The following is a 23607-nucleotide window of genomic DNA, read 5'->3' on the forward strand; positions in this document are numbered from 1 at the left end:
CGCCGTGCCGGGCCCGCCGCGCGGCCGTGTGTCAGGCCTCCTCGAAGTCGCCCGTCAGCGCCGAGGCGATCCGCAGGTGGGGGCCCGCCTCCGCGTGCCGGCCCTGCCGCTCCAGGGTGCGGCCCAGCATCAGCCGGGCGTACTGCTCCACCGGGTCGCGCTCCACGATGACGCGCAACTCGGTCTCGGCGCGGCCGAGTTGCGCCGAGTGGTAGTAGGCGCGGGCCAGCAGCAGCCGCGGTCCGGTCTGCTCCGGCACCTCCTCGACCAGCCCGGCCAGGACCCGCGCGGCGGCGGTGTACTCCTTGGCGTCGAAGAACAGCCTCGCGCGCTCCCAGCGCTCGGCCGGCGTTCCGTGGGCGTAGTACTCGGTGTCGTAGGTCGTGTCCACTCGTGGCCTCCTTCGCGTCGCACAACCGCGACCGATGGTTGAAAATTCCACCAGTGCGGCAGGGTCGCTCCGGGGTCGCATGGCGGCCGGTTCCGCGTCCACTCGTCCGGTGATCAGGGCGAGCGCGCGCCCGGCGACGGCCCGGTCCCCGGCGGGGATCCCGGCGCGGACGCGGGCCGGGACGGAGCCCGACCCGGCGTTCGCCGTCTCGCGGAGCACGCGCCCGGCGTCCGTGGCGTGGCCGGTCCCGCCGTCGGCCGACACCGGGCCCCTGGCCGGCAACCGGTCGACGGTGGCGCACACTTCGGCCCGGTCGGCCTTGAGGGCGGCGGCGGCCAGGACGACGAGCGCCTCCCGTGGGAGGGGCCGGATGCCCCACCGCGCGCCGGATACGCTGACGCGGTGAACGAGAACCTTCCTCCCTGTCCCAAGTGCTCCTGCGAGTACACCTACGAGATGAACGCCCTGGTGGTATGCCCCGAGTGCGGCCACGAATGGGTGCCCGCCGAGAGCGGCGCGGACGTCGCCGACCCCGAGGAGCGGGTCGTCAGGGACTCCGTCGGCAATGTGCTGGCGGACGGCGACACGGTGGTGGTCGTCAAGGCCCTCAAGGTCAAGGGCAGCCCCTCGGGCATCAAGGCCGGCACCAAGGTGCGCAACATCCGGCTGGTCGACGGGGTCGACGGTCACGACATCGACTGCAGGATCGACGGGTTCGGCGCGATGCAGCTGAAGTCGAGCGTGGTCAGGAAGGGCTGACCCCCTCCCCGGGGAATCGACGGCGCCTCCATCGGATGCGGAATTGCAAAATTTAGCAATTGGTTAGATGCTGGATTTACTGCGCTCGCAGGTGGTGGTGGGCGCAGCCCGCACCCGCTCCGACGGGGCGCCGTCGAGGAAAGCCGAGGGGCCGTGTCCGTTCCGCTGTACCAGGCCAAGGCCGAGTTCTTCCGCATGCTGGGGCACCCGGTACGGATCCGGGTCCTGGAGTTGCTCCAGGACGGACCCGCACCGGTGCGCGACCTGCTGGCCGCCATCGGGGTGGAGCCCCCCAGCCTGTCCCAGCAACTGGCGACCCTGCGCAGGTCGGGCATCGTCACCGCGACGCGGGAGGGCTCCACGGTCGTCTACGCGCTGGCCGGCGGCGACGTCGCCGACCTGATGAAGGCCGCCCGCCGGATCCTCACCGACGTGCTGACCGGGCGGCACGAGCTGCTGGCCGAGCTGAGGGAAGACGAGGTCACCGCGCGATGACGGCCGTTCCCCTCCGGACCGGGCGCCGGATCGCCGCTCTGCTCCCCGGCCGCGGCGACCTCGTGGAACTGCGCCGCGACCCGCGCCGGGACCTGCTCGCGGGCCTGACCGTGGCGATCGTCGCGCTGCCCCTCGCCCTCGGCTTCGGCGTCTCCTCCGGGCTCGGCGCCGAGGCGGGCCTGGCGACCGCGGTCGTCGCCGGCGCGCTCGCCGCCGTCCTCGGCGGCTCCAGCCTGCAGGTGTCCGGTCCCACGGGCGCGATGACCGTGGTGCTCGTGCCGATCGTCGCCGCCCACGGCCCCGCCGGGGTACTGACCGTCGGGCTCCTGGCCGGCGCGATGCTGGTCGTCCTGGCCCTGCTCGGGGCCGGCACGTACATGCGGTACGTGCCCGCCCCTGTCGTCGAGGGCTTCACCCTCGGCATCGCCTGCGTGATCGCCTTGCAACAGGTGCCGAACGCGCTCGGCGTGCCCAAGCCGGAGGGCGATCGCGTCCTCGTGGTCGCCTGGCGCGCCGTGGTGGAGTTCGCCGGGGCCCCGAACTGGACCGCCGCCGCCCTCGCCCTGGCCGTCGCCGCCGTCATGCTGGCCGGCGCCCGCCTGCGGCCCACGGTCCCCTTCTCCATCCTCGCCGTGATCGCGGCCACCGTCGTGGCCCGGGTGGCCGGCCTGGACGCGGCGAAACCGATCGGCGACCTGCCGTCCGGCCTGCCCGCCCCTTCCCTGTCCTTCCTCGACCCGGGCGCCCTCGGCTCCCTGCTCGCCCCGGCCGTCGCGGTCGCGGCCCTGGCCGCCCTGGAGTCGCTGCTGTCGGCCTCGGTCGCCGACGGCATGACGGTCGGGCAGCGCCACGATCCCGACCGCGAGCTGTTCGGCCAGGGCCTGGCCAACATGGTCGCCCCGCTGTTCGGCGGTGTGCCCGCCACCGGGGCCATCGCCCGCACCGCGGTCAACGTCCGCGCCGGCGCCGGGTCCCGGCTCGCCGCCCTCACCCACGCGGTGATCCTCGCCGTCGTCGTGTTCGCCGCCGCGCCCCTCGTCTCCGCGATCCCGCTCGCCGCGCTCGCGGGCGTGCTCCTGGCCACCGCGGTCCGCATGGTCGAGGTCGGCTCGCTGCGGGCGATGGCGCGGGCCACCCGCTCCGACGCGCTGATCCTGGTGCTCACCGCCGTGGCGACCCTCGCGCTCGACCTCGTGTACGCCGTGATCATCGGCCTGGCCGTCGCGGGCGTCCTCGCCCTGCGCGCGGTGGCCGGCCAGGCCCGCCTCGAGGAGGTCCCGCTCGACCGGGGCGACCACAGCGCCGAGGAGCACCGGCTGCTCGCGGAGCACATCGTGGCGTACCGCATCGACGGACCGCTGTTCTTCGCCGCCGCCCACCGCTTCCTGCTGGAACTGGCGGAGGTCGCCGACGTGCGCGTCGTCATCCTGCGCATGTCCCGGGTGACCACCGTCGACGCCACCGGCGCCCTCGTCCTCAAGGACGCGGTGGAGAAGCTCCACCGGCGCGGCATCGTCGTCATGACGTCCGGGATCCGCGCCGGCCAGCGGCAGGTCCTGGACTCGGTCGGCGCGCTGGAACTGCTGCGCCTGGAGGGCCGCGAGTACACCGACACCCCGGAGGCGATCCGGGCCGCCCACGCCTACCTGGAGCGCGCCGGCCTCATACCGGCCCCGCGGGGCCCAGTACCGCGGGGCCCAGTACCGCGGGGCTCGGTCCCGCAGGGCCCGGTCCCGTAAGGTCCGGCCCCGCAGGGCCCGGTCCCGTAAGGTCCGGCCCCGCAAGGACCGGTCCCGCGCGGCCGGCGGGTCCGGCCGTGCGGCGAGGAATCGGAGAAGACCGCGGGACGAGCACTCCGTCCGTACTGCCGCCTGACCGACCGGGCCGGACGGCGGGGGCCGGTCCAGGGCCCGTGGCGCCTCGTACGGAGTTGCTAATCTTGGCAATTGTTGAGGTGGTCACCGCTCCGCACGGCACCGCGGGCGGTGGGGTGGGGGAGCGGATGTGCCGCGACGCGTCGCGGACCGGCCGGTACGGCCGTGCTGCCCCGCCCCGAACACCGCGAACGTCGGGAAGAGGACGGCACGATGAGCACGCCGCTGTACCAACTGAAGGCCGAGTTCTTCAAGACGCTGGGCCACCCGGCGCGCATCCGCGTCCTGGAGCTGCTGAGCGAACGCGAGCACGCGGTGGCGGAGATGCTGCCCGAGGTGGGCATCGAGCCGGCGCATCTGTCGCAGCAGCTCGCCGTGCTCCGCCGGGCGAACCTGGTCGTGACCCGCAAGGAGGGCTCGACCGTGTACTACTCGCTGACCAGCCCGCACATCGCCGAGCTGCTCCGGGTCGCGCGGACCATCCTGTCCGGGGTGCTGGCCGGACAGGCCGAACTGCTCGCCGACCTGCGGGCCGCCCGCCCCCAGGGGGAACCGCCGGCCTGACGGCGGACCTCGGAACCGCCGCCCCGGCCGCCGCCGCTCCCCGGCCTGCGCGCCGGCACCACCGTCCGCTCCCCGCCCGAGCGGGACGAAGACGCGGCGCGCGTCATGGGCGACAGGCTTTCGGGGCTTTCGGGGCTTTCGGGTCAGCGCACCCTCCCGCGGGGTTTCAACGGCACCGGCGGCAGCTCGGGGGCGGGCAGCGGAGCGCCGTCGTAGCCCTTCACCTCGCCGAAACGCGCCCCGTTCGTCCAGTCCTCGCGGGCCTGTTCGATCTCCTGCTGGGTGCGGGCGACGAAGTTCCACCACATGACCAGCTCTTCGTCGAAGGGCTCGCCGCCCAGCAGCATCACCGCGGCGTCGGACTCGGCGCGCAGGGGCAGTTCGCGGCGGCCGCAGCCCAGGTAGAGCATGGAGCCCGGCAGCACGGGGACGCCGTCCACGTGCACCTCGCCGGACATCGCCAGGACGCCGTACTCGAAGTCGGGGACGAGCGGCAGCCGGACGTCGGCGCCGCGGGCGAGCGTCAGGTCGGCGCCCACGATCGGGGTGTACGTGGTGCCGGGCGAGGCCGCGCCGTCGAGGTCGCCCAGGATCACGGTCGCGGTGAGGCCGGGGGCCGTGACCGTGGGCAGCGCGGCGTGGTGCTCGAAGTGCGGGTCGGTGTGCCGGTGGGCGTCGGGCAGTGCGACCCAGAGCTGGGCGCCGTGCAGCAGGGGGGCGTGCGACCGGGGGCTCTCCTCGGAGTGGCTGATCGCCCGCCCCGACGTCATCAGGCCCAGTTCGCGGGGGCGGATCGTCTGGAGGCTGCCGGTGGAGTCGCGGTGCAGCACCTCGCCCTCGTGCAGCCAGCTGACGGTCTGCAGACCGATGTGCGGGTGCGGCGGGACCTGCATGCCCGGTTCGTCGGCGATGTCGTCGGGGCCGTAGTGGTCGACGAACGCCCAGGCGCCGATCATGCGCCGGCCGAGGTTGGGCAGCAGCCGGCGCACCTCGGTCGACTCCCCGAGTCGGACGTGCCGGGGGCTCAGCAGTTCCCGCACGGGCTCGGCGACGACGAATCCGCGTCCGCCGCACACGCTGGGCACGGGCGAACGGTCAAGGTTGCTCATGGCCCACAACCTAACGCGTCACCGGCCGGTCAGGGTGGCGGCGAGCTCCCTGCCGGCGCGGACGACCTCGCGGTCCGGGTCGTCGAGCAGGTGCCGCAGGACGCCGCGCTGGGCGTGGACGGCGTGGCGCGCGTCGCGCTCCCACTCCACGTACCTCTCGCGGTGGCGCAGCAGCTTGGGGTAGGCGGCGGCGGTGGTCTCCCACTGCCGGGCGTCGGCGATGCTCCCGAGCAGGTGCAGTATCTCGACGCGGCAGCTGACGTGCGGGAGCCGGACGAGTTCCCACAGGAAGGGCACCGTGGCGGCCGTCGCCTGCCCCACCACGAAGCCGTACTGGCAGATGCGCCGGCGCAGTTGGCCCAGTGCCTGCCCGGCGGTCTCGGCGTCGCCGAGGGCGACCGCGGTCAGCAGGACCGGGATGGCTTCGGCGGACCCGGTGGAGTCGGCCATCTCGGGCCAGGGGACGTCTGCCAGGTCCTCGAGCGGGGCGGACCTCTCGATGGCGGTCATGTCAGATGTGGGTGCGGGTCGGGAGCATGGCCCAGACGGTCTTGCCCACGGGGGAGCGGCGGGTCCAGCCCCAGTGCTCCGAGAGGGCCTCGATGATGTGCAGTCCCCGGCCGTGCTCCAGCAGGGGGTCCGCGGCGTGCGGGTAGACGGGCAGGTCGTCGCTCGGGTCGGTGACGGCGCACACCAGGTGGGTGCGGCGCAGCGAGAGCCTGAGCCGTACGTCCGCGCGGTCCTCGGGTGAACCCGGCAGGGCGTGCAGGACGGCGTTGGCCGCGAGTTCGGTGACGACGGTGAGGGCGTCGTCGGCGCAGTGGTCCAGGGACCAGCCGTCCAGGGTGCGGTGGGTGAAGTCCCGCGCTTCGGCGAACCCCTCCCGGCAGCCCGACAGGGGCAGCACAGCCGTTCTGGGCGCGTCACGGACGACGGACTCGTGACTTTGGAACTGCGCAGGTGATGGCACGGCATCTCCCTGAGGCAACGTCAGTACGGGGCGGCGGAAGTGCGGTTGACGACAGGGCTATTATCCACGCTGACGATGTCCTCGTGCAATTTCACGGGAAATTGCGCGTACTTGGCGAGGAGAGTGCAGTGTCGTCAGTGCCGAACGGAGTCCGGGCCAGCGCGCTCGGCGCCCACTGGATCAAGAGCAGCCACAGCAACGCCGAGGGCAACTGTGTCGAGGTGGCCGTCCTGGACGGGGGAGGGGTCGCGATGCGCAACTCCCGCGATCCGGAGGGGCCGGCGCTGGTCTACACGCCGGCCGAGGTGGCGGCGTTCGTGGCCGGAGCGAAGGACGGGGAGTTCGACCACCTGCTGTGACGGTCTCCGGCCGCCGGTGACGCAACGGCGCGGACGGGGTCAATTCCCGTGCGGCGTGCGGTCGGTGGCCCTCGGATGCGACAATGAGCTCCGTCGTCCACACGTCAGCGCAAGCCGGAACGGGGAGTCAGGATGTCTGCCGAGTCGCCTCGCGTCTCCCGCCTCGAACCGTATCTGAACCGGTCCGAGCCCGCCCCGACCTTGCTGAAGATGCTGGTCGGTGTGCAGCTGGCGGGCATCCGCGAGAGCGCCCGGCTGTCCCAGGACCAGGCCGCGCGGGCGCTCGGGTTCAGCCCGGCGAAGCTGTCGCGGATAGAGGCGGGCAAGGGGCGCCGCCCTCCCACGGAGGCCGACGTCCGCGCGCTCCTGGACCTGTACGGGACGGACGCCTACGAGGCCTCCGTCCTGCTCCAGCTGCTGCGGCGGGCGGGGGAGCCGGGCTGGTGGCAGCGGTACGACAAGCGGCTGATGCCCGAGTGGTTCGACCGCCTGGTGGGACTCCAGGAGGCGGCCACCGCCATCCGGACCTTCGAGATCCAGTACGTGCCGGGGCTGCTGCAGACCCCGGCGTACACCCGGGCCGTCGTCGAGCGCGGTCTGCCGATGGCGCCCGCCCGCGAGGTGGAGCGCCGGGTGGAGCTGCGCATGCGCCGCACCCAGCTCCTGGAGCGGCCGGACGCCCCGCAGCTGTGGGCCGTCGTCGACGAGTCGGTGCTCCTGCGGGTGCTCGGCGGCCGCGAGGTGATGCGGGAGCAGCTCGACCACCTGGTGCGGATGGCCTCGCTGCCCCACGTCACCGTGCAGGTCGTGCCGCTGGACGTCACCCACGCGTCCGCGCCGGCGATCCCGGTGACCTACCTGCGGTTCGGCGGCTCCGACCTGCCCGACGTCGTCTACCTGGAGCAGATCAGGAGCGCCACCTTCCTGGAGGACCAGGACGAGACGGAGGAGTACCGGGTCACGCTGGACCGGCTGGCCGACGAGGCGCTCAACCCGCGGGAGTCCCTCGCGCTCCTGCGCGAGACGGCGGAGACCCGTTACCGGACCCCCTGACCCCGGTCGCCGCGGCCAGGGGGTGGCGCGGGTCAGGGGAGCCGGGCCACGCCGCCGAACTCGATCCACTCCTGGGTGAGCTGACGGGGCGTCACCTCGGTGTCCGGTCGCCAGGTGGAGACCTCCACCAGGCCGGGGTCGAGGATCTCCAGCCCATCGAACAGCGCGGCCATGTCCTTCTCCGTGCGCACCCGGCCCCAGTGGCCCTGCGTGGCCTGGTCCATGAAGTCCGTGACGAACTCGCGGACCTTCGGGTCCTCGCTGACCAGCTGGCACATCACCAGGAAGCTGCCCGGCGCGAGGCGTTCGGCCACGCGGCGGACCACCGCCGGCGGCCCGTCGGTCTCGCTGTCCGGGATGCAGTGGAAGACCGAGTTGAACAGCACGGCCACCGGCTCCGAGAAGTCGATCAGACGCTCGGTGTCGGGGTGGGTGAAGATCGCCTCGGTCTCGCGCAGGTCGGCGTGTATGACCGTGGTGCGCCGGTCCTGCTCCAGCAGGGCCCGGCCGTGGACGAGCACCATCGGGTCGTTGTCGACGTAGACGACGTGCGCGGTCGGGTCGACGCCCTGCGCGACCTGGTGCACGTTGTTCTGCGTGGGCAGACCTGACCCGTGGTCGAGGTACTGCCGTATCCCGTACTCCTGCGTCAGGGTCCGGACGACCCGCTGCAGGAAGCGCCGGTTGTTCAGGGCGAGGGCGCGCGTGCTGGGGACGACCTTGTCGAGTTCCTCGCACGCCGCGCGGTCCGCCGCGTAGTTGTCCTTGCCGCCCAGATAGTGGTCGTACATGCGCGCGGCCGTCGGAACCGCGGCATCGATCGACGTGGACAGCTGTTTGCCAGACTGCATCTCATCCCCCAGTGCGGGCCCGCGCCGAGGGCTGGCGCGGTCGGCAACCCATCCTAGGGACACGGCAATTGGCGATGCCACCCCTTGATCCCCCGCCGTCGCCCCGCTTTCCGGGGAGGTGCGGCCGGACGCACCGGTCCTGGACTTTCCGTCCAACTCCTGGATCTGTGGTCTAATGAGGGGCGTGGAAGACCGGACACGGAAGGGGAGACGCATGCCGGACGAGGACTCCCGCACCGGGGACGCCCGCGAGGCCGAACGCGACGCCGTCCTGCGCGCCCTCGCACCCGTCGTGGACGGCGTCGCGGCCACCTTCGGGCCGGTGTGCGAGGTGGTGCTGCACGACTACCGGCGTCCGGAGAACTCCGTGGTCGCCGTCGCGGGGGAGGTGACCGGACGGACCGTCGGCGGCGCGATGAGCGAGATCGGCCTGCGCGTCCTCGCCCGCGGCGACGACGCCGGCGACGAACTGAACCACGTCACCCGTACCGCCGCCGGCCGGACGGTGAAGTCCTCGACGATGGTGCTGCGCGACTCCGCCGGCACGGTGTTCGGCGCCCTGTGCGTCAACGTGGACGTCACGGAGGTCGGCCGCGTCCAGACCCTCCTCGCCGCACTGGCCGGAGCCGCCGGCCCGTCACCGGACGCGCCCCCGACCACCTTCGGCGACGACATCGACTCCGTCGTCGACGGCCTCCTCGACACCCACCTGCCGCACGACCGGACCTGGGCCGGCCTGGAGAGGACCCGGCGCCTGGCCCTCTTCCGCGCCCTCGACGAACGCGGCGTGTTCGCCGTGCGCAGGGCGATCGAGCAGGTCGCCGCCCGCCTCGGCATCTCCCGCGCCTCCGCCTACAGCTACCTGTCCCAGGCCCGGACGGCCGCCGGGTCCGGACCGCACCCCGCCACCGAGGGAGACCGCCCGTGACGACCGCACCCCCGCCGATCACCCTGGACGACGTCCGCGACGCGGCCGCCCGGCTCGAGGGCGTCGCCCACCGCACCCCCGTCCTGCGCTCCCGCGCCCTCGACGCGCTCGTCGGCCGCGAGACCTTCCTGAAGTGCGAGAACTTCCAGCGGGTCGGCGCCTTCAAGTTCCGCGGCGCCTACAACGCCGCCTCCCGGCTCACCCCCGCGCAGCTCGCGCGCGGCATCGTCGCCTACTCCTCAGGCAACCACGCCCAGGCCGTCGCCCTCGCCGCCCGCGAACTCGGCACCACCGCGGTGATCGTCATGCCCGACGACGCCCCGCGCTCCAAGCGGGAGGCGACGCAGGGGTACGGCGCCGAGATCGTGACCTACGACCGCTACGGCGGCGACCGGGTGGCCGTCGCCGAGGCCCTGGCCGCCGAGCAGGGCCTGACCCTCATCCCGCCCTACGAGCACCCGCACGTCATGGCGGGACAGGGCACCGCGGCCCTCGAACTCCTCGAGGAGGCGGGGGAGCTGGGGGCGCTGCTGGTGCCGGTCGGCGGCGGCGGGCTCGTCGCGGGCAGCGCCACGGCGGCCAAGGCGCTGTACCCGGACATCCGGATCGTCGGCGTCGAGCCGGAGGCCGGTGACGACACCAGACGGTCGCTGGCGGCGGGACGGCGCGTCGAGATCCCGGTGCCGCGCACCATCGCCGACGGCCAGGCCCTGCACACGCCCGGCGAACTCACCTTCTCGGTGAACCGGCGGCTCGTCGACGAGATCGCGCTGGTCTCCGACGACGAGATCCGCGCGGCCATGCGGTTCGCCTTCGAGCGCCTGAAGATCGTGGTCGAGCCGAGCGGCGCCACCGGGCTGGCCGCCCTGCTCTCCGGCCGGACCGGTCCCCTGTCGGGCAAGGTCGGCGTGATCGTCTCGGGCGGCAACATCGACGCCGAACGCTTCGCGCACCTCTGCGGCGGCACGCGGGACGGGTCCTGAGGGACGGCCCCCCAGGGCCCGGACCCCGGGGACTCGGGGAGAGGCCCCGGGGACGACTTGGACGCCCGGGGACGCCCGGAGGGCGCCGCGTTCACCCGAATGGCGGCCCCCAGGTCGCGGGCGGAGGATGAACGTGTGGGGGTCGGCCCCCACCGGTGACGTCCGGTGCCGCCGGGGAGACCGGCCCCGGCCGCGGTCGAGCGCGGTCGGAGGAGAGGAGCGTCATGCTGGAAGTGAAGATGATCGACAAGCCGGACGAGCGACGCGATTTCCCGCGCGGGCACCTCGAGGCCGTCCACATGACGGGCCTGGACTTCGCCGTGGCGACCTTCGAGCCCGGCTGGCGCTGGTCGGAGTCGGTGGCGTCGATCGCCGGTACCGAGAGCTGCCAGGTCCACCACAATGGCTACGTCGTCCAGGGCCGCATGCGCATCCGCATGGACGACGGGGCCGAGAGCGAGGTGGGCCCCGGTGACGTGTTCGTCTGCTCGCCCGGCCACGACGCCTGGGTGGTCGGCGACGAACAGGTGGTGGCGTACGACTTCGCCGGGCAGATGGCCCAGGAGTACGCCAAGGCCGACTGAGGCCGGCCCGGCCGGACCGGGAGGCCGATCGGACGCCGGACCGGGAGCCGGGCAGGCCGGACCGGTCAGACCGGGAGGATGCGTCCGACCAGCGCGCCGAGCTGGCGGGCGGTGCGGCACTCGTGCATCGCGACCAGCTCGGCGTAGTCCGGGGCGGCCGAGTCCCCCGTGCCCCACTGCGCGCGCGGCTCCGGATTCAGCCAGTGCACCCGCCGCGCCCGCGCCGCGATCCGCCGTACGGCGGGCAGGTTCGGGTCGCTCATGTTCGTGCGGGCGTCGCCGAGCACGAAGACCGTCGTGCGGGGCCCGACCGCCGCACCGTACCGCTCGGCGAACTCGCCCAGGGCGACGCCGTAGTCGCTGCCGCCGTGCCAGCCGGTCAGCGTCGCCTCCGCGCGGATGCGGGCGCCCAGGCCCTCCGGGTCGGCCGCGCCGTGCCGGAGCAGGCCGGTGACCTCGTCGACGCGGTTGACGAAGGCGAACACCCGCACCTTGCCGAACTGGTCGTGCAGCGCCTGCACCAGCAGCATCGTGAAATCGGAGAAGCCGGACACCGAGCCCGACACGTCGCACAGCAGCACCAGTTCGGGCCGGGCCGGGCGCCGGCGGCGCAGCACCGGACGCATCGGCACCCCGCCCGTCGACAGCGAGCCGCGCAGCGTGCGCCGCAGATCGATCGAACCGCGCGCGGCCCGGCGCCGGCGGGCCGCCAGCCGGGTGGCCAGCTTGCGCGCCAACGGGTGCACGGTGCGCCGCAGTTCCGCCAGCCGGTCGCGGCCCGCGTACAGGAAGTCGACCCGGTCCGCGGTCGGGGCCACCGCCCGCCGGGCGATCTCGTCCCGGCCCCGCTGCTCGGCCACCCGCCGCCGCGCCTCCACGGCGACCAGCGCCCGGAAGGCCTCGATCCGCCGCCGGACCTCGTCCTCCAGCAGGCGGTCGGTGAACCCGGCAGCCCCGCCCCGCCGCCGCACCTCGTCCCGGACCCGGGCCAACAGCGTCTGCGGGCGCAGCCGTTCCAGGGTCTGGTACGCCGACCAGCCGTCCGACCCCGGTGAACTCCCGTACCCGCCCAGGCCGTCGACGGCCTCGATCGCCAGCCGGGCCGTCCGGGCCGTGTCGTCGTCGGCGAGGGCGGCCGCGAGCCGGTCCCGCAGGTCGTCCCGGCCGGCGGGCGGCACCGAACCGGTGCCGCCCGTCCCGGACACGCCGACGCCGTAGGGGAAGTACAGGTCGAAGACCGCGTCGAAGACCCGCCGTTGGTCCGCGGAGTGCAGCAGCGTCGCGGCCAGCCCCTCGCGCAGCAGCGCCCGGTCGGCGAAGCCCAGGGCGGCCGCCGCCCGCGCCGCGTCCACCGTCTCGCCGGTGCCGACCCGCACCCCGTGCGCGCGCAGCGCGGAGACCAGGCCCGTCAGCCTCTCCGCCACCTCCGTGCCGCCGGTCACACGGCGTCCAGGTCGAGCTTCGCGGCCGCCTTGAGGACGTCGTCCTGGTGCTTGAGGATCACGCCGAGCGTGTCGCGCACGAGGTCCGCGTCGAGCGCGTCCGCGCCCAGCGCGAGCAGGGTGCGCGCCCAGTCGATCGTCTCCGCGACCGAGGGCACCTTCCGCAGGTCCATCGCGCGCAGCGCGCCCACCACCCGCACGACCGACTCCGCCAGCGCCGCGTCGACGCCCGGCACCTTCAGCCGGACGATCCGCCGCTCCAGCTCCTCCTCGGGGAAACCGATGTGCAGGAACAGGCAGCGGCGGCGCAGCGCCTCCGACAGTTCACGGCTCGCGTTGGAGGTGAGGACGACGAAGGGGCGGCGGGTCGCCGTGATCGTGCCCAGCTCGGGGACGGTGATCTGGAAGTCGCTGAGCACCTCCAGGAGCAGGCCCTCCACCTCGACGTCGGCCTTGTCGGTCTCGTCGATCAGCAGCACCGTCGGCTCGTCGCCGCGGATCGCGGTGAGCAGCGGGCGGGGGAGGAGGAACTCCTCGCCGAAGATGTCCGTGCGGGCCTCGTCCCACGTCTCGTCGCGGCCCGCGCTGATGCGCAGCAACTGCTTGGCGTGGTTCCACTCGTACAGCGCGCGCGACTCGTCGACGCCCTCGTAGCACTGCAGGCGCACCAGCCGGGCCCCGGCCACCTGGGCGACGGCCTTGGCGAGTTCCGTCTTGCCGACACCGGCCGGCCCCTCCACGAGGAGCGGCTTGCCGAGCCGGTCGGCGAGGAAGACGGTGGTCGCGACGGACGGCGAGGCCAGGTAGCCGGTCCCGGCGAGGCGGGCGGAGACATCGTCGACGGACGTGAACAACGGGGCCTCCGGCGGTCGGGTGCGGAGCGGGCGAGGTGTCCGGGGGCTATCTAAGCGCTTGTTCAGCGCGCTTGTCATCAGATCCGCGACCGCGGGCCCCGCCGCGCGACCGGCGGGGCCCGGCGCCCGGCCCGCGTCGTCGGTGCCGCCCGCTACCGTGCGCTCATGGGCGTCTATCTGGTGAGCATCGACGAGCGGGAATGGTCCAGCGAGGAAGAGGGCGGGTACGGCGCCGTCGCCGCGGCGCTCGGCGACGAGCTGCGGCGACGCGGACTGCCGCCCTACCGGCCGGGGCCCGGGCCGGCGGCCGGGCGCGGGGGCGGCTGGTTCGAGGAGAAGGCCGCCCCGCCCATGGCGGGGTTCGACGCCTTCTGCCGGGACCGGCTGACGGAGGCCGAGTGCGAGGCCTTCTACGGCTGGACCGTCCTGCTGCCCGTGCCCCTCGCGGAGCCGGTCGTGCTGCCGTTCGGCTCCGCCTACACCGACGAGACGGTGGTCGCCGGGGCCCCGCGGGCCCTCGCCGTCGGTGAGCGGCTGGCCGGCCTCCTCGGCCTGCCCCTCGACGCGATACCGGCGACGGGCGCCGACCTCGAACTGAGCCTGTGGTTCACGACGGACGCGGTGCGCGGCGCCGCCGCCGCGCGGCCGGGCCCGTGGGCCGACGACCTCGACACCGCCTTCTACGCGGCGGTGTACCTGCGCGCCGCCCAGTACTCCCTGCGGCACGGCTGTCCGATCACCTACTGCTGACCCCGCCGCCGGGACACGGCCGCGCCGCCGTGGACCACCGTCCGGCCCGCCGTGTGACCGGCCCCGGCGCGGGCACTCGGGGCCCATGGAACAGCAGGCGGACACGCACGGGTCGTACTGGATGCACACCGCACCGCCCGGTGATCCGGCACCCCCGCCCGAGGGGCCGCTCACCGTCGACGTGGCCGTGGTCGGCGCGGGCATCGCGGGGCTCAGCACGGCCCTGGAACTGGCCCGGCGCGGCCGCTCGGTCGCCGTCCTGGAGGCGGACCGGATCGCGGCCGGCGTCACCGGCCACACCACCGCCAAACTGAGCGCCCAGCACACCCTCGTCTACGACCACCTGCGGCGCACCCGGGGCCCCGAGGGGGCCCGGCTGTACGCCCGCTCCCAGTCGGAGGCCGTCCGGTACGCCGCGGCCGTCGCCGGGGAACTGGGCGTCGACTGCGAATGGGAGGACGCCGCCTCCTACACCTACGCGCAGGACCCCGCCGGCGTCGACCGGTTGAAGGCCGAGGCGGAGGCCGCGAGGGAGGCGGGGCTGCCCGCCGAGTACGTGACGGAGACCGATCTGCCGTTCCCGGTCGCGGGCGCGGTCCGGGTCGCCGGCCAGGCCCAGTTCCACCCCCGCAAGTACCTCCTGGCCGTCGCCGACGCCGTCCGGCGCCTCGGCGGCACCCTCCACGAGCACAGCCGCGTCACCGGCCTGAACGAGGGCGACCCCTGCGAACTGACCGTGGAGTCCCCGCGGTCCGTGACCCGGGTGACCGCCCACGCCGTCGTCGTCGCCACCCACTACCCGGTCTTCGACCGCGCGCTGCTGTTCACCCGGCTCTCCCCGCGCCGCGAACTGGTGCTGGCCGCGCCGGTCGAGGCCGGCCGCGCACCGCGCGGCATGTACATCACGCCCGAGGACAACACCCGCTCCGTGCGCACCGCGCCCCTGCCCGACGGCCGGCGGCTCCTCATCGTGACCGGCGAGCACTTCACCCCCGGCGCGGGCGGCGACGTCGAGGAACGGTTCGACAGGCTCGCCGACTGGGCCACCGGGCACTTCGGCGACCTCACCTTCACCCATCGCTGGGCCACCCAGGACAACGACTCCACCGACTCCGTCCCCCTGGTCGGCCCCCTGCACCCCGGCAGCCGCAACGTGTACGTGGCCACCGGCTTCGGCGGCTGGGGCATGAGCGGCGGCATCATGGCGGGCCGGCTGATCAGCGACCGGATCACCGGGCAGGACTGTCCCTGGAGCGACCTCTACGACCCCCGCCGCATCGTCTCCGTCGTCCGGGAGGGCGCGACCTTCCTCAAGCAGCAGGCCGAGGTGGCACGCCACTTCGTGGGGGACCGGCTGCCGACGGGGACCGGCTCCACGGTGGACGGGATCGCCCCCGGTGACGGCGCGGTCGTGCGCGTCGCCGGGGAACGCCGCGCCGTCCACCGCGACGAGGCCGGACAGCTCCACGCCGTCTCCGCCCGCTGCACCCACCTGGGCTGCCTGGTGGCGTTCAACCGGGCGGAGCGGGCCTGGGAGTGCCCCTGCCACGGCTCCCGCTTCGACGTGGACGGCAAGGTCCTCCAGGGCCCGGCCCAGCAGCCGCTGGAGCGCAAGGAGTTGTAGGGCGGCCGCTCGGGACCCCTCGTCCGGGTCGCGCCGGCCTCCGCGAGTCCGGCACGACCCGGACGAGAGGCCTCGGACGAGAGGCCTCGAACGAAAGGCCTCAGCCGACCAGGATCACCTCCAGGGTGCGCGGGCCGTGCACGCCCTCCACCCGGTCGAGTTCGATGTCGCTGGTCGCCGAGGGGCCGGAGATCCACGTCAACGGGCGTGCCGGGTCCAGCCGTTCGAGCGCCTGCGGGACGGAGGCGACCACCTGGTCGGGGACGCGCACGACGCAGATGTGGTGGTCGGGGACGAGGGTGATGCGGCGGCGGCCCTGGTCGGGGGAGCCGTCCAGGACGATGGTGCCGGTCTCGGCCACGGCGAGCGCGCAGCCGGTGACCACGCTCTCGACCCCGTCCAGTTCCTGCGGCGTGGACACGGCACGGTCGTGGACCCGGGTGGGATCGGCGGCCGCCATCCACTCCGGGGGGAGTCCCGGGGGCACGAGCACGTACCGCGCTCCCCGCTCGGCGAGCAGCCGCATGATGAGCAGGGGCAGCCCCTCCTCGTCGGTGCGGTGCACGACCGCCCGGTAGTCCGCCAGGTTCTCCGCGAGCAGCTCCACCGTCTCCGCGACGCTCCGCCCGCCGTGCTCGCGCAGGTAGTCCCGCGTCACGGCGTCCTCGTACGACAGGTCGTCCCGCGGGACGTCGGCCAGCGCGCGCCGCACCCGGCCCAGGATCCGCTCCCTGCTGCTCACTTCGCGGCCCCCTTGTCGCTCTTGTCGCCCTTGTCGTCGGTCCCGCCGTGCGTGCGTTGCCACCAGTCGCGGAAGGGTTCCGCCGGCACGGCCGGGAGGTCCCGGGTGCCGCTCCACGCCTTGCCGGGGCCCGGCAGCGAGCGCGGGTGCAGCCGGCGGGTGCGGGAGGCGAGCCGCTGTCCGGCGCGCAGGGCGCCGGGCCGGCCCAAAGCCCAGCGGGCCGCCCGCATCGCCGCCCGCTCGGCGGCGTGCCCCTTGGCCGGCCTCAGCACCGCCCTGTCACCCTCCCGCGTCACCGGCCCGCCCTGCACGACCCGTTCCCGCAGGTGCACCAGCACCTCGGGGATGTCGATGGCCACCGGGCAGACCTCGTAGCAGGCGCCGCACAGCGAGGAGGCGTACGGCAGCGAGGCGTCGATCTCGCTCTGCGTGCCCCGCAGTTGGGGGCTGAGGATGGCGCCGATGGGCCCCGGGTAGACCGAGCCGTAGGCGTGCCCGCCCGCCCGCTCGTAGACGGGGCAGACGTTGAGGCAGGCCGAACAGCGGATGCAGCGCAGGGCCTGGCGGCCGACCTCGTCGGCGAGGGTGTCGGTGCGGCCGTTGTCGAGGAGGACCAGGTGGAAGGCGCGGGGGCCGTCGCCGTCGGTGGTGCCCGTCCACGTCGAGGTGTAGGGGTTCATGCGTTCGGCGGTGGAGGAGCGGGGGAGGGTCTGGAGGAAGACCTCCAGGTCCCGCCACGACGGTACGACCTTCTCGATGCCGACCACCGAGATCAGCGTCTCGGGGAGGGTCAGGCACATCCGCCCGTTGCCCTCGGACTCGACGACCACCAGGGTGCCGGTCTCGGCGACCATGAAGTTGGCGCCGGAGACGCCCACCTTGGCCCGCAGGAACTTCTCGCGCAGGTGCAGCCGGGCCGCCTCGGCGAGTTCGGCCGGCGTGTCCGTCAGCCCCTCGGGCGCCGGGCGCCCCCACTCGCCCATCTCGCGGGCGAAGATGTCGCGGATCTCCCCGCGGTTGCGGTGGATCGCGGGGACGAGGATGTGCGAGGGCCGGTCCTTGCCCAACTGCACGATCAATTCGGCGAGATCGGTCTCGTAGGCGCGGATGCCCGCGGCCTCCAGGGCCTCGTTGAGGCCGATCTCCTGCGTGGCCATGGACTTGACCTTGACGACCTCCGACTCACCGGTCTCCTGGACCAGTCGGGTGACGATCCGGTTGGCCTCGTCGGCGTCGGCCGCCCAGTGGACGGTGCCGCCCGCCGCCGTGACGGACTCCTCCAACTGCTCGAGGTAGCGGTCGAGATGACGGAGCGTGTGGTCCTTGATCCGCTTGCCGGCCTCCCGCAGCGCGGCCCAGTCGGACACCTCGGCGACCGCCGCCGCGCGCTTGGCGCGGATGGTGTGCGTGGCGTGCCGCAGGTTGCCCCGCAGCGTCGTGTCGCCGACCGCCTCGCGGGCGGCCTCCGGGAACGCCGGCATCCCGAGATACGTCCCGCTCATACGGCCGGTTCCTCCTCCGTGCTCGCCAGGATCTCCGCGATGTGCACCGGCCGCAGGCCGGAGCGGAGCCGGGTCATCGTGCCGCCGATGTGCATCAGGCACGAGTTGTCGGCCGCGCACAGCACCTCGGCGCCCGTCGACTCGGCGTTGCGCACCTTGTCCGTGCCCATCGCCGCGGAGACGTCGGCGTTCTTCAGCGCGAAGGTCCCGCCGAAGCCGCAGCACTCCTCGGCGCCGGGCAGCTCGACCAGCTCCAGCCCCTTCACCGCCTCCAGCAGCCGCCGGGGCCGCTCCCCGAGACCGAGACCGCGCAGCCCGTGACAGGTCGGGTGGTAGGTCACGGTGTGCGGGTAGTACGCCCCGACGTCCGTCACGCCGAGCACGTCGACCAGGAACTCCGTCAGCTCGTACGTCTTCGGCACCACCGGCGCCAGGGTCGCGGCGAGGGTGTCGCCGCGCCCCTCGGCGCGCGCCCGCTCGCCCATCCGCGGATACAGCTCGCGTACCATCGCCCCGCACGACCCCGACGGCGTCACGATCGCCTCGTACTCCCCGAAGACGTCGGAGAAGTGGCGGGCGAGGGGTTCGGCCTCGTGGCGGTAGCCGGTGTTGTAGTGGGCCTGGCCGCAGCAGGTCTGGGCCATCGGGAAGTCGACCTCGACACCCAGCCGGGTCAGGAGCCTCACCACGGCGCGGCCGGTTTCGGGATACAGCGTGTCGTTGACACAGGTCAGGAACAGTGCGACACGCATCGCGGCTCCTCGGGGTCGGTCATCGGATGGGTGCAGGGTAGTCCGGAGGCCGGACCGGGGCCGGGCCGCGGCCCACGCCTGGCGGGCCCGGGGCCCGCGCCCGGGCCCGGCCCGGAACCGGTTCCCGTGCGGCCGGCCCGGACCGGGCGCGGGCCCCGGCTCACCGCGCGGTGAGCCGGGCCTGCGCGTCCCGCCAGCGGCCGGTGCCGCCCCGCGGTTCGTAACGCGTCAGGTGCTGGGTCCTGGCGAGCAGCCCGCGCATGTCCTGCCGGTCGCCCACCAGCCCGTGCGCCCTGGCCTGGACGAGGACGTTGCCGAGCGCGGCGGCCTCCGTCGGACCGGCCACCACCGGCAGCCCGCAGGCGTCGGCGGTGAGCTGGCACAGCAGCGAGTTGCGGGTGCCGCCGCCGACGACGTGCACGACGTCGACGGGATGGCCGGCCAGCCGCTGGGCGTCCTCGACCGCCCGCCGGTGGGCGAGCGCGAGGGAGTCCAGGATGCAGCGGGTGACCTCGGCGGGGGTGCCCGGCACCGGCTGCCCGGAGGCACGGCACGCCTCGGCGATCCGCTCCGGCATCCGGCCCGGGGCGAGGAACGCGGCGTCCCCCGCGTCCACCACCGACCGCAGCGCCGGCACCTCGGCGGCGTCGCGCAGCAGCCCGCTCAGGTTCGGGTCGCCCCAGGCCCGCACGCACTCCTGGAGCAGCCACAGCCCCATGATGTTGCGGAGGTAGCGGACCGTGCCGTCCAGCCCCAGTTCGTTGGTGAAGTTGGCGGCGCGGCTGTCCTCGGTGAGCACGGGCGCGTCGAGCTCCAGACCGGCCAGGGACCAGGTGCCGGTGCAGATGTAGGCGAAGCGCCCGCCCGTCGCCGGTACGGCGGCCACCGCGGACGCCGTGTCGTGCGATCCGACGGCCGTCACCGGCACGGGCCCGGTCAGCCCGGTCTCCTCCAGCACCTCCGCCCGCAGCACGCCCGCCGCGTCCCCGGGCCGCCGCAGCGGCGCGAACAGGGAGAGGTCGACGCCCAGCCGCCCGGCGAGGCCGTATGCCCAGTCGCCGGTCCGGGGATCGACGAGCTGGGTGGTGGAGGCGTTGGTCAGCTCGGTGCCCTGCTCGCCGGTCAGCCAGTACGACAGCAGATCGGGGATCATCAGCAGCCTGCTCGCGCAGGCCAGTTGACGGCTCTCCCGGGCCGCCGTGAGCTGGTACAGCGTGTTGAACGGCGCGTACTGCAGTCCGGTCGCCGCGTACAGCTCGGCGGCCGGGACGCTCGCCCACACCTTCTCCGGAACGCCCTCGGTGCGGGCGTCGCGGTAGTGCACCGGGTTGCCCAGCAGGGCCCCGTCGGCGTCCAGCAGGCCGTAGTCCACGGCCCAGCTGTCGATGCCGACGGAGTCCAGCCGGCCCCCGGTCGCCGTACCGGCCGCCCGCAGCCCCTCCAGCACCCCGGCGTACAGCCCGAGCACGTCCCAGCGCAGGCCCTCCGGCACGCGCACGGGCCGGTTGGGGAAGCGGTGCGCCTCGGCCAGCTCCAGCGTGTCCGGGCCCACGCGGCCGACCATCACGCGCCCGCTGGAGGCGCCGAGGTCGACCGCGGCGTACGACTTCACGGCCGTCACCGGAGGAAGGCGGCCGCCACACCCGCGTCGACGGGGATGTGCAGGCCGGTGGTGTGGGTGAGTTCGCCGCCGGTGAGCGCGAAGACGGCGTTCGCCACGTGCTCGGGCAGCACCTCCCGCTTGAGGATGGTGCGCTGCGCGTAGAACTCGCCCAGCTTCTCCTCCTCGATCCCGTAGGTCGCCGCGCGCTGGGCGCCCCAGCCGCTCGCGAAGATGCCCGAGCCGCGCACCACGCCGTCGGGGTTGACGCCGTTGACGCGGATCCCGTGCGCGCCCAGCTCGGCGGCCAGCAGCCGCACCTGGTGGGCCTGGTCGGCCTTGGTCGCGGAGTAGGCGATGTTGTTCGGGCCGGCGAAGACGGCGTTCTTCGACGCGATGTAGACGATGTCGCCGCCCAGTTCCTGCGCGATCATCACGCGGGCCGCCTCGCGCGAGACGAGGAAGGAGCCGCGGGCCATGATGTCGTGCTGGAGGTCCCAGTCCTTGGCGGAGGTCTCCAGCAGCGGCTTGGAGATGGAGATGCCGGCGTTGTTGACCACCAGGTCGACCCCGCCGAAGGCGAGCGCCGCGGCCCGGAAGGCGTCGGCGATCTGCTCCTCGGAGGTGACGTCGACGGTCACGGCGACGGCCCGGTCCGGCCCGCCCAGCTCCTCGGCGACGGCGGCCGCGTTGTCCCCGTTCAGGTCGGCGACGACGACGCACGCGCCCTCGGCGACCAGCCGGTGCGCGATCGCCCTGCCGATGCCGCTGCCCGCGCCCGTCACCAGCGCCACCCGCGTGGCCAGCGCCTTCGCCTTCGGCATCCGCTGGAGCTTGGCCTCCTCCAGCGCCCAGTACTCGATGCGGAACTTCTCCGACTCCTCGATCGGCGCGTACGTCGACACCGACTCGGCGCCGCGCATCACGTTGATCGCGTTGACGTAGAACTCGCCGGCGACCCGGGCGGTCTGCTTGTCCTTGCCGAAGGAGAACATGCCCACCCCGGGCACGAGCACGATCGCCGGGTCGGCGCCGCGCATGGCGGGGGAGTCCGGCAGCGCGTGCCGGGCGTAGTAGGCGGCGTACTCCTCGCGGTAGGCGGCGTGCAGCTCCTTCAGCCGCGCGACCGCCTCGTCCAGCGGCGCGGCGGGCGGCAGGTCGAGGACCAGCGGGCGGACCTTGGTGCGCAGGAAGTGGTCCGGGCAGGAGGTGCCGAGGGCGGCGAGGCGTGGATGTTCGGCGGCGGCCAGGAAGTCCAGCACGACGTCCGTGTCGGTGAAGTGCCCGACCTGCGGCCGGTCCTGCGAGGCGATCGCCCGCACGTACGGCGCGAGGGCGGCGGCCCGCGCACGGCGCTCGTCCTCGGGCAGCGGCCCGTAGCCGTCGAGCACCGGGCCGAAGGGCTCCGCCCTGCCGCGCTCCGCCAGGAACGCCTCGGCGGTGCGGATGATGTGGAGCGAGTTGCGCTCGCACTCCTCGGCGGTGTCGCCCCAGGCGGTGATCCCGTGTCCGCCGAGGACGCAGCCGACGGCCTGCGGGTTGGCCCTCTTCACCGCCGCGATGTCCAGGCCGAGCTGGAAGCCGGGCCGCCGCCACGGCACCCACACCACGCCGTCCCCGAAGCACTCGGCGGTCAGCTTCTCCCCGTCGGCGGCGCACGCGAGCGCGATGCCCGAGTCGGGGTGCAGATGGTCCACGTGGGCCGCGTCGACCAGGCCGTGCATCGCGGTGTCGATGGACGGGGCGGCACCGCCCTTGCCGTGCAGGCAGTAGTCGAACGCGGCGACCATCTCGTCCTCGCGCTCGACGCCCGGGTAGACGTCGGCGAGCCCCCGCAGCCGGTCCAGCCGCAGCACGGCCAGTCCCCCCTCGGTCAGGGTGCCGAGGTCCCCGCCGGAGCCCTTCACCCACATCAGTTCGACGTCGTTGCCGGTGACGGGGTCGGTGTCGGTGCCCTTGGCGGAGGTGTTCCCGCCGGCGTAGTTGGTGTTGCGGGGGTCAGCGCCGAGCCGGTGCGACCGGGCGAGGAGTGCGGCGGCTTCGGGGTGCGGTGCCATGACTTCCAGTCCTTTTCACAGAAGACGGGTTCACAGGAGACGGGGTGACGAAGGGGGCGCGGGGCCGTGCCGGTGCGCGGCCCCGCCGCGTGGGCGCGACCGGCCCCGCAGGGCCCGCACCCGCGCCGGCCGGGACGCGGCGGACGCTCAGGCGCCCCAGCCGGCCTGCTCCCCGCCGACCCGTTCGGCGACGATCTTCTCGGCCCACCCGCTGGCGCGGTACGCGGCGACGGGGTCGGGGTCCAGCCCCGTCTCCTCCCGCACCTCGCGCAGCAGCGGCCGCACGTCGGTGTTGTACGCGTCCATCAGCACCGCGTTCGCCTCCAGGACGTCCCCCGAGGCCTGCGCGGCGGCCAGCGCCGGCCGGTCGACCAGCAGCGCCTTCGCCGTGGCCTCCTGGACGTTCATCACGGACCGGATGATCGCCGGGATCTTCGCCTCGATGTTGTGGCACTGGTCGAGCATGAACGCGACCTCGGAGCCGAGGCCCCCGCCGCGGACGACCTCGTACATGATCCGGAACAGCTGGAACGGGTCGGCCGCCCCCACCATCAGGTCGTCGTCGGCGTAGAACCGCGAGTTGAAGTCGAACCCGCCGAGCTTGCCCTCGCGCAGCAGCGTGGCCACGATGAACTCGATGTTGGTGCCCGGCGCGTGGTGCCCGGTGTCGACGACCACCTGGGCCTTGGGACCGAGCTTGAGGCAGTGGGCGTACGCGGTGCCCCAGTCCGGCACGTCGGTCGAGTAGAACGCGGGCTCGAAGAACTTGTACTCCAGCAGCATCCGCTGCCCGTCCCCGAGGCGCTCGTACACCTCGGCCAGGGCCTCGGACAGCCGGTCCTGCCGGGCCCGGAGGTCGTCCTGGCCGGGGTAGTTCGTGCCGTCGGCGAACCACAGCTTGAGATCGGCGGAGCCGGTCGCGTCCATGATGTCGACGCACTCCAGGAGATGGTCGACGGCCTTGCGCCGGACCGAGGCCTCCGGGTGGCAGACGCTGCCCAGCCGGTAGGCGTCGTCCTGGAAGGTGTTGGAGTTGATCGTCCCCAGCTTCACCCCCCGGTCCTCGGCGTGTTTCGCAAGTGCGGAGTAGTCCTCCACCTTGTCCCACGGGATGTGCAGGGCCACGCTCGGGGCGACGCCGGTGAACTCGTGCACCTTCGCCGCGTCGTCGAGCTTCTCCCGCGGGTCGCGGGGCACGCCCTCCTGGGCGAACACCTTGAAGCGGGTCCCCGAGTTCCCGTACGCCCACGACGGCGTCTCTACGGCCTGGGTCTTCAGCGCGGCCTTCACCGCGACGAGGTCGGTCACTCAGTGCTCCTGTGACATCGGTCCGGAAAGCATCCTGATCGGCTTCCGGAAGGACC

At 73.9% G+C, this 23607-nt stretch carries 24 protein-coding genes; 11 read left to right on the forward strand and 13 right to left on the reverse strand.

Annotated features, from left to right (window positions below; translation table 11 throughout):
• Window positions 1-31: 31 nt before the first annotated feature.
• On the reverse strand, window positions 32-391 hold the full coding sequence (locus tag ACZ5FU_RS22245; RefSeq protein WP_451530035.1) for a tetratricopeptide repeat protein: 360 nt from the start codon (window positions 389-391) through the stop codon (window positions 32-34).
• A gap of 402 nt (window positions 392-793) precedes the next feature.
• Here ACZ5FU_RS22245 and ACZ5FU_RS22250 point away from each other — a divergent pair, with 402 nt between their 5' ends.
• The 4 genes from ACZ5FU_RS22250 to ACZ5FU_RS22265 all read left to right on the forward strand — a co-directional run bounded on the left by ACZ5FU_RS22250 (window position 794) and on the right by ACZ5FU_RS22265 (window position 4083).
• Window positions 794-1150: a zinc ribbon domain-containing protein YjdM gene (locus ACZ5FU_RS22250; RefSeq protein ID WP_469046364.1), complete on the forward strand. Its 357-nt coding sequence runs from the start codon at window positions 794-796 to the stop codon at window positions 1148-1150.
• Between the two features lie 153 nt (window positions 1151-1303).
• Entirely contained in the window at window positions 1304-1645 is a 342-nt protein-coding gene (locus ACZ5FU_RS22255; protein WP_392244886.1) for an ArsR/SmtB family transcription factor, read from the forward strand.
• Window positions 1642-3384 carry a SulP family inorganic anion transporter gene (locus ACZ5FU_RS22260; RefSeq protein ID WP_451781569.1) on the forward strand — a complete coding sequence of 581 codons (1743 nt, stop codon included), beginning with the start codon at window positions 1642-1644 and terminating at the stop codon, window positions 3382-3384. Before ACZ5FU_RS22255 ends, ACZ5FU_RS22260 begins: the two co-directional genes overlap by 4 nt.
• Window positions 3385-3732: 348 nt before the next feature.
• Entirely contained in the window at window positions 3733-4083 is a 351-nt protein-coding gene (locus ACZ5FU_RS22265) for an ArsR/SmtB family transcription factor (protein WP_451530031.1), read from the forward strand.
• A 143-nt stretch (window positions 4084-4226) separates the two neighbouring features.
• Here ACZ5FU_RS22265 and ACZ5FU_RS22270 read toward each other — a convergent pair whose 3' ends face one another.
• Genes ACZ5FU_RS22270 through ACZ5FU_RS22280 form a run of 3 tightly spaced genes read right to left on the reverse strand, consistent with a single transcriptional unit; the run spans window position 4227 to window position 6162 of the window.
• The gene (locus tag ACZ5FU_RS22270; RefSeq protein ID WP_451530030.1) at window positions 4227-5192 is read right to left on the reverse strand and encodes a pirin family protein; all 966 of its coding nucleotides are present in this window, start codon (window positions 5190-5192) and stop codon (window positions 4227-4229) included.
• Between the two features lie 18 nt (window positions 5193-5210).
• Complete coding sequence (locus ACZ5FU_RS22275) at window positions 5211-5702, reverse strand: hypothetical protein (protein WP_469046367.1); 492 nt, start codon at window positions 5700-5702, stop codon at window positions 5211-5213.
• 1 nt (window position 5703) lies between these two features.
• A complete protein-coding gene (locus ACZ5FU_RS22280; protein WP_451530028.1) occupies window positions 5704-6162 on the reverse strand; it encodes an ATP-binding protein in 459 nt (152 codons plus the stop codon).
• 128 nt (window positions 6163-6290) lie between these two features.
• Between ACZ5FU_RS22280 and ACZ5FU_RS22285 the strand changes: the two genes are divergently transcribed.
• Together ACZ5FU_RS22285 and ACZ5FU_RS22290 are read left to right on the forward strand one after the other, a co-directional pair.
• On the forward strand, window positions 6291-6521 hold the full coding sequence (locus ACZ5FU_RS22285; protein WP_451530027.1) for a DUF397 domain-containing protein: 231 nt from the start codon (window positions 6291-6293) through the stop codon (window positions 6519-6521).
• A gap of 132 nt (window positions 6522-6653) precedes the next feature.
• Entirely contained in the window at window positions 6654-7574 is a 921-nt protein-coding gene (locus tag ACZ5FU_RS22290) for a helix-turn-helix domain-containing protein (protein ID WP_468641918.1), read from the forward strand.
• Window positions 7575-7606: 32 nt separating this feature from the next.
• Here ACZ5FU_RS22290 and ACZ5FU_RS22295 read toward each other — a convergent pair whose 3' ends face one another.
• A complete protein-coding gene (locus tag ACZ5FU_RS22295) occupies window positions 7607-8425 on the reverse strand; it encodes an SAM-dependent methyltransferase (RefSeq protein ID WP_468641920.1) in 819 nt (272 codons plus the stop codon).
• Between the two features lie 214 nt (window positions 8426-8639).
• Here ACZ5FU_RS22295 and ACZ5FU_RS22300 point away from each other — a divergent pair, with 214 nt between their 5' ends.
• The 3 genes from ACZ5FU_RS22300 to ACZ5FU_RS22310 all read left to right on the forward strand — a co-directional run bounded on the left by ACZ5FU_RS22300 (window position 8640) and on the right by ACZ5FU_RS22310 (window position 10920).
• A complete protein-coding gene (locus ACZ5FU_RS22300; protein WP_451530024.1) occupies window positions 8640-9353 on the forward strand; it encodes a helix-turn-helix transcriptional regulator in 714 nt (237 codons plus the stop codon).
• Entirely contained in the window at window positions 9350-10336 is a 987-nt protein-coding gene (locus ACZ5FU_RS22305) for a pyridoxal-phosphate dependent enzyme (RefSeq protein ID WP_469046369.1), read from the forward strand. The genes ACZ5FU_RS22300 and ACZ5FU_RS22305 overlap by 4 nt, the downstream gene beginning before the upstream one ends.
• 224 nt (window positions 10337-10560) lie before the next feature.
• Complete coding sequence (locus tag ACZ5FU_RS22310; protein WP_451530022.1) at window positions 10561-10920, forward strand: cupin domain-containing protein; 360 nt, start codon at window positions 10561-10563, stop codon at window positions 10918-10920.
• A gap of 65 nt (window positions 10921-10985) precedes the next feature.
• Here the strand turns inward: ACZ5FU_RS22310 and ACZ5FU_RS22315 are convergent, their stop codons facing one another.
• The gene (locus tag ACZ5FU_RS22315; protein ID WP_451530021.1) at window positions 10986-12362 is read right to left on the reverse strand and encodes a VWA domain-containing protein; all 1377 of its coding nucleotides are present in this window, start codon (window positions 12360-12362) and stop codon (window positions 10986-10988) included.
• Window positions 12359-13216: an AAA family ATPase gene (locus tag ACZ5FU_RS22320; RefSeq protein WP_451530020.1), complete on the reverse strand. Its 858-nt coding sequence runs from the start codon at window positions 13214-13216 to the stop codon at window positions 12359-12361. Before ACZ5FU_RS22320 ends, ACZ5FU_RS22315 begins: the two co-directional genes overlap by 4 nt.
• A gap of 165 nt (window positions 13217-13381) precedes the next feature.
• Between ACZ5FU_RS22320 and ACZ5FU_RS22325 the strand changes: the two genes are divergently transcribed.
• Window positions 13382-13966 carry a hypothetical protein gene (locus tag ACZ5FU_RS22325; protein WP_469046372.1) on the forward strand — a complete coding sequence of 195 codons (585 nt, stop codon included), beginning with the start codon at window positions 13382-13384 and terminating at the stop codon, window positions 13964-13966.
• A gap of 85 nt (window positions 13967-14051) precedes the next feature.
• A complete protein-coding gene (locus tag ACZ5FU_RS22330) occupies window positions 14052-15590 on the forward strand; it encodes an FAD-dependent oxidoreductase (RefSeq protein WP_469046374.1) in 1539 nt (512 codons plus the stop codon).
• Window positions 15591-15690: 100 nt separating this feature from the next.
• Here ACZ5FU_RS22330 and ACZ5FU_RS22335 read toward each other — a convergent pair whose 3' ends face one another.
• The 6 genes from ACZ5FU_RS22335 to rhaI form a co-directional block, all read right to left on the reverse strand.
• The gene (locus tag ACZ5FU_RS22335) at window positions 15691-16332 is read right to left on the reverse strand and encodes a LutC/YkgG family protein (RefSeq protein ID WP_451530017.1); all 642 of its coding nucleotides are present in this window, start codon (window positions 16330-16332) and stop codon (window positions 15691-15693) included.
• On the reverse strand, window positions 16329-17834 hold the full coding sequence (locus ACZ5FU_RS22340) for a LutB/LldF family L-lactate oxidation iron-sulfur protein (protein ID WP_451530016.1): 1506 nt from the start codon (window positions 17832-17834) through the stop codon (window positions 16329-16331). Before ACZ5FU_RS22340 ends, ACZ5FU_RS22335 begins: the two co-directional genes overlap by 4 nt.
• Window positions 17831-18586: a (Fe-S)-binding protein gene (locus ACZ5FU_RS22345; protein WP_451530015.1), complete on the reverse strand. Its 756-nt coding sequence runs from the start codon at window positions 18584-18586 to the stop codon at window positions 17831-17833. The genes ACZ5FU_RS22340 and ACZ5FU_RS22345 overlap by 4 nt, the downstream gene beginning before the upstream one ends.
• Window positions 18587-18746: 160 nt before the next feature.
• Window positions 18747-20198 (reverse strand): rhamnulokinase, encoded by a 1452-nt coding sequence (locus ACZ5FU_RS22350; protein ID WP_451530014.1) that lies wholly within the window; start codon window positions 20196-20198, stop codon window positions 18747-18749.
• 5 nt (window positions 20199-20203) lie between these two features.
• Window positions 20204-22243 carry a bifunctional aldolase/short-chain dehydrogenase gene (locus tag ACZ5FU_RS22355; RefSeq protein ID WP_469046428.1) on the reverse strand — a complete coding sequence of 680 codons (2040 nt, stop codon included), beginning with the start codon at window positions 22241-22243 and terminating at the stop codon, window positions 20204-20206.
• Between the two features lie 147 nt (window positions 22244-22390).
• Window positions 22391-23551, reverse strand: coding sequence for an L-rhamnose isomerase (gene rhaI / locus ACZ5FU_RS22360; RefSeq protein ID WP_451530012.1), 1161 nt, complete (start codon window positions 23549-23551; stop codon window positions 22391-22393).
• Window positions 23552-23607 lie beyond the last annotated feature (56 nt).

Source organism: Streptomyces sp. NPDC031554, assembly GCF_055580685.1.

Coding starts and splice junctions, on each gene's coding strand:
- ACZ5FU_RS22270 (WP_451530030.1), bottom strand. CDS start 5,192: ATGAGCAACCTTGACCGTTCGCCCGTGCCCAGCGTGTGCGGCGGACGC.
- ACZ5FU_RS22355 (WP_469046428.1), bottom strand. CDS start 22,243: ATGGCACCGCACCCCGAAGCCGCCGCACTCCTCGCCCGGTCGCACCGG.
- ACZ5FU_RS22295 (WP_468641920.1), bottom strand. CDS start 8,425: ATGCAGTCTGGCAAACAGCTGTCCACGTCGATCGATGCCGCGGTTCCG.
- ACZ5FU_RS22345 (WP_451530015.1), bottom strand. CDS start 18,586: ATGCGTGTCGCACTGTTCCTGACCTGTGTCAACGACACGCTGTATCCC.
- ACZ5FU_RS22265 (WP_451530031.1), top strand. CDS start 3,733: ATGAGCACGCCGCTGTACCAACTGAAGGCCGAGTTCTTCAAGACGCTG.
- ACZ5FU_RS22275 (WP_469046367.1), bottom strand. CDS start 5,702: ATGACCGCCATCGAGAGGTCCGCCCCGCTCGAGGACCTGGCAGACGTC.
- ACZ5FU_RS22260 (WP_451781569.1), top strand. CDS start 1,642: ATGACGGCCGTTCCCCTCCGGACCGGGCGCCGGATCGCCGCTCTGCTC.
- ACZ5FU_RS22300 (WP_451530024.1), top strand. CDS start 8,640: ATGCCGGACGAGGACTCCCGCACCGGGGACGCCCGCGAGGCCGAACGC.
- ACZ5FU_RS22310 (WP_451530022.1), top strand. CDS start 10,561: ATGCTGGAAGTGAAGATGATCGACAAGCCGGACGAGCGACGCGATTTC.
- ACZ5FU_RS22340 (WP_451530016.1), bottom strand. CDS start 17,834: ATGAGCGGGACGTATCTCGGGATGCCGGCGTTCCCGGAGGCCGCCCGC.
- ACZ5FU_RS22325 (WP_469046372.1), top strand. CDS start 13,382: ATGGGCGTCTATCTGGTGAGCATCGACGAGCGGGAATGGTCCAGCGAG.
- ACZ5FU_RS22330 (WP_469046374.1), top strand. CDS start 14,052: ATGGAACAGCAGGCGGACACGCACGGGTCGTACTGGATGCACACCGCA.
- ACZ5FU_RS22290 (WP_468641918.1), top strand. CDS start 6,654: ATGTCTGCCGAGTCGCCTCGCGTCTCCCGCCTCGAACCGTATCTGAAC.